The organism is Variovorax sp. 01T439_2 (assembly GCF_056398445.1).
Genome location: NZ_JBFTPJ010000882.1, coordinates 1 through 2,478, shown reverse-complemented (window position 1 = coordinate 2,478; position 2,478 = coordinate 1). Strand labels below are relative to the sequence as shown.

Sequence of the window (2,478 nt, the reverse complement as noted above, 5' to 3'; positions counted from 1 at the left end):
ATTCCGCAGGCCGACGCCATGAAGGCGGCCGGCGTCAAGCTCGACTACGTGCTCGAAATCGACGTGCCGTTCAGCGACATCATCGAACGCATGAGCGGCCGCCGCTCGCACCCTGCGTCGGGCCGCACCTACCACGTCAAGTTCAACCCGCCCAAGGTCGAAGGCAAGGACGACATCACGGGCGAAGACCTGATCCAGCGCAAGGACGACGAGGAAGAAACCGTGCGCAAGCGGCTCGAGGTCTACAGCCAGCAGACGCGTCCGCTGGTCGACTACTACTCGGCCTGGGCCAAGGCCGATCCGGCCTCGGCGCCGAAGTACCGCGCCATCCAGGGCGTGGGCAGCGTCGAAGAGATCAAGCAGCGCGCACTCGCGGCCCTCAGCAGCTGAATCTCGTCGGCTGCGCGCGGCCGCCGTTCAGGCGGCCGCTGTTTCCATCAGTTCCAGCATCAGCGCGATGCGCGCCTTGACGGGCGTGAGCGCACCGGCGTCCCGCAGCGGATCGCCGGGCTTCGGCAGGATGCGTCCGTTTGCGCAGCGGGTCGCACGCAGCACCGCCACGCCGGCATCCTGAGCCCGCAGCGCCGCCGCCTCCAGCGCATGGTGCACCGTGCCATTGCCGGTCGCGGCCACGACCAGCCCGCGAACCGGCTCGGCAACGCCCGATGCCCGCTCCTGCAGCAGCAGGTCGACGAGCGCGCCGCTTGCACCCGCATGGCTGGTGACGATCTCCACGCGCGGCCAGCGCACGGTTGCCCCCGCCTTCGCTTCGGGAATCTTCGAGGCCCCGCCCACCGCCTGCGGCCAATCGCGCAGGCGCCGCACTGCACCCTCTTCCACATAACCGACCGGCCCGGCATCGCCCGATGAAAAAGCGTCCGGGCGGTAGGTGTGCACCTTCTGCACATCGAGCGCGCCGTGGATGGCACCCGCGCAGACCACCGTCACGCCGTGCGCCGCCGGCGTGGCCGCCACGGCGATGGCATCGCGCAGGTTCTGCGGACCGTCGGGCGAAAGCGAACTGGCCGGGCGCATGGCGCAGGTCAGCACCACGGGCTTGCCGGYCGCAAGCACCGCCTGGAGGAAGAAAGCCGTTTCCTCGATGGTGTCGGTGCCGTGCGTGATCACCACGCCCGCCACGTCGGCCTCGGCCAGCCAGGAGGCGCAGCGCCTGGCGAGCTGCAGCCAGACGTCGAAAGCCATGTCCTTGCTGTCGAGCTGCGCCACCTGCTCCGCCACGAGCGCCACGCCTGCGGGCGCATCGATGCCGCCGAGCAGGTCCGCCACACCCACTTCTCCGGCGGTGTAGCCGATGTTGTCGGCACCGCTCGCGGCCCGGCCTGCGATGGTGCCGCCGGTGCCCAGGACCACGATGCGCCGCAGGCCGGAGGGAAGGGAATTAACCATGGGTTGCCAACTTTTAAAAACTGGTTAAAAATACAGGTACTGGATATTCAGCCAGTGCCGCAAGGAACCACATATGCAGTTCGCCGTGAAGCTTACCGCCCGCCAGCAGCAGATCCTGGACTTGATCCAGAGCGCCATCGCCCGTACCGGCGCGCCGCCCACGCGGGCCGAAATCGCCAATGAGCTGGGTTTCAAGTCGGCCAATGCCGCCGAGGAGCACCTGCAGGCCCTGGCCCGCAAGGGCGTCATCGAACTCGTGAGCGGCACTTCGCGCGGCATCCGGCTCAAGGGCGACGCGCTGCGTTCGCTCAACGAGACGCGCCACCGCGAAGGCGGCCAGTTCTCCCTCTCGCTGCCCGGCATGTCGCAGCTCGCGCTGCCCCTCATCGGCCGCGTGGCGGCGGGCTCGCCAATCCTCGCGCAAGAGCACGTCGACCAGACCTACTACGTCGAGAACACGCTGTTCCAGCGCCAGCCCGACTACCTGCTCAAGGTGCGCGGCATGTCCATGCGCGATGCCGGCATCMTSGACGGCGACCTGCTCGCGGTCCAGGCCACCAAGGAGGCGCGCAACGGCCAGATCGTGGTGGCCCGCCTCGGCGACGAGGTCACGGTCAAGCGCCTCAAGCGCAACAAGCAGGTCATCGAGCTGCATGCCGAAAACCCCGACTACCCGACCATCGTGGTCCAGCCCGGCGAGCCCTTCGAGATCGAAGGCCTGGCGGTGGGCCTCATCCGCAACACCATGCTGATGTAGGCCGCGCGGCCTGCACCCCATCCGGCCGCAACAGGTGGCGGGCGTATGGCGCTTTGTCGCCATCACCCTGTTGCGTCCATTCAAAGAAATCCTGCCTGTGTTCAACCTCAGACTTTTTTGGAGTTCACATGGGAATCGCCCTCCTCGCCATCGCTGATTTGTGGATGCCGCTGCAATCGCTTGCAAGCCGGCTGCTGCCGGCGCGCCGCCCGGCCCGCCGCGACACCGCCGGCACATCCGCCGGGTTGCGCTACGTCGCGGTCCGGCCGACCGCCGGCACATCCGCCGGGTTGCGCTACGTCGCGGTCCGGCCG

General features: G+C 68.3%; 3 protein-coding genes and 1 pseudogene. 3 read left to right on the top strand and 1 reads right to left on the bottom strand.

From position 1 onward, the window contains the following. Nucleotides 1-390 (top strand): nucleoside monophosphate kinase (locus AC1DOC_RS29225; RefSeq protein WP_478131075.1); only part of this gene is annotated, 390 nt, incomplete at its 5' end. A gap of 27 nt (nucleotides 391-417) precedes the next feature. Here the strand turns inward: AC1DOC_RS29225 and AC1DOC_RS29220 are convergent. Beyond that, a complete protein-coding gene (locus AC1DOC_RS29220) occupies nucleotides 418-1,407 on the bottom strand; it encodes an asparaginase (RefSeq protein WP_478131074.1) in 990 nt (329 codons plus the stop codon). A 73-nt stretch (nucleotides 1,408-1,480) separates the two neighbouring features. Here AC1DOC_RS29220 and lexA point away from each other — a divergent pair, with 73 nt between their 5' ends. Both lexA and AC1DOC_RS29210 read left to right on the top strand, forming a co-directional pair. Continuing rightward, on the top strand, nucleotides 1,481-2,164 hold the full coding sequence (lexA, locus tag AC1DOC_RS29215) for a transcriptional repressor LexA (protein ID WP_478131073.1): 684 nt from the start codon (nucleotides 1,481-1,483) through the stop codon (nucleotides 2,162-2,164). 128 nt (nucleotides 2,165-2,292) lie between these two features. After that, nucleotides 2,293-2,478 (top strand): annotated as a pseudogene (locus AC1DOC_RS29210) (hypothetical protein); the annotation flags it as partial.